This window comes from Methanoregula sp., from assembly GCF_002835825.1.
GTDB lineage: Archaea > Halobacteriota > Methanomicrobia > Methanomicrobiales > Methanospirillaceae > Methanoregula.
This window is the reverse complement of sequence record NZ_PIZH01000760.1, coordinates 1-985: the sequence shown is the minus strand read 5'-3', so window position 1 is coordinate 985 and position 985 is coordinate 1. Positions and strand designations below refer to the sequence as shown.

Here is a 985-nt window from a genome sequence, read left to right as displayed (position 1 = left end):
GATGCTCGATGACGAGGGCAACAGCCGGATCGCCCGGTACCTTGCCTCTGAGTTTGGCATCGATCTTGCAAAGGAGAGCCTGCCCCTTGCCGATTACGTGGAGATTGTCAGCGTGCTGCACGAAGAGCGCTTCAAACTGGTCAACCGGCAGGTGACGGGAGGTTTTGTCAGGATACGGAAAGACGAGCTCCTCGAACTGCTCCGCGAGCGGATCCGGGTCATCCTGCGGCGGGACCTGCCGTACGATGTCCCAAAAGCGATCTGCACCCGGCTGGCCCCGGTGGCCGAGAGCATCAGGCAGGAGTACCAGCAGCAGATGCTCGAGCAGTTCGGCGCAGTCGAGGAGAGCGCGTTCCCGCCCTGCATGCAGGCGCTCATCCACGCTCTCACTGCCGGCACCAACCTGACGCATGCCGGCCGGTTTGCGCTCACCACCTTCGTCCACACCATCGGCATGGACGTACCGGCCATAGCGGCCCTCTATGCACGATCCCCGGACTTCGACCCCGAAAAGACGATGTACCAGGTCGAGCACATCACCGGGCGGGGCGGTTCGGGTACCGAATACAACGCTCCTGCCTGCGCCGCCATGCGGACAACCGGTCTCTGCGTGAAGAAGGACCAGCTCTGCGAGAGGGTCAACCACCCGCTCAATTATTACCGGACAAAGAAACGGGATCTTACAAAGCAACCTAAGATGCCGGTGAACGAAGGACCGGCAGCGGCAAAAGAAGAGCGACCGGGATCAGGAAAACAATCCTGATCCGGGCATCCTGCCTACGCGATCTTCTCGTTCACGTAAGACCCTGCACCCGAGAGGGCAAGGATGAAGATGATGATTGCGGCAAGATAGGCGTAGGCCGGGGTCATCACCATCGGCAGCACTGCAAGGAGGATGCAGAGGATGAGGAAGGTGACAAGGCCGATGACCACATCGAGAAGTCGTGCGTCCATTACTTATTTTTTGCTGCCCGGGAATATAGGC

The 985-nt window shown here is 59.8% G+C and carries 2 protein-coding genes; one reads left to right on the top strand and one right to left on the bottom strand.

The genetic code is table 11. The features are described 5' to 3' along the window. On the top strand, positions 1-763 hold a 763-nt coding region (locus CW742_RS15000), incomplete at its 5' end, for a DNA primase large subunit PriL (protein ID WP_292421791.1). Between the two features lie 14 nt (positions 764-777). On the opposite strand, the gene CW742_RS14995 is transcribed toward CW742_RS15000, so the two are convergent. Further along, a complete protein-coding gene (locus CW742_RS14995; RefSeq protein ID WP_292421789.1) occupies positions 778-954 on the bottom strand; it encodes a hypothetical protein in 177 nt (58 codons plus the stop codon). Positions 955-985: the final 31 nt, after the last annotated feature.

Coding starts and splice junctions, on each gene's coding strand:
- CW742_RS14995 (WP_292421789.1), bottom strand. CDS start 954: ATGGACGCACGACTTCTCGATGTGGTCATCGGCCTTGTCACCTTCCTC.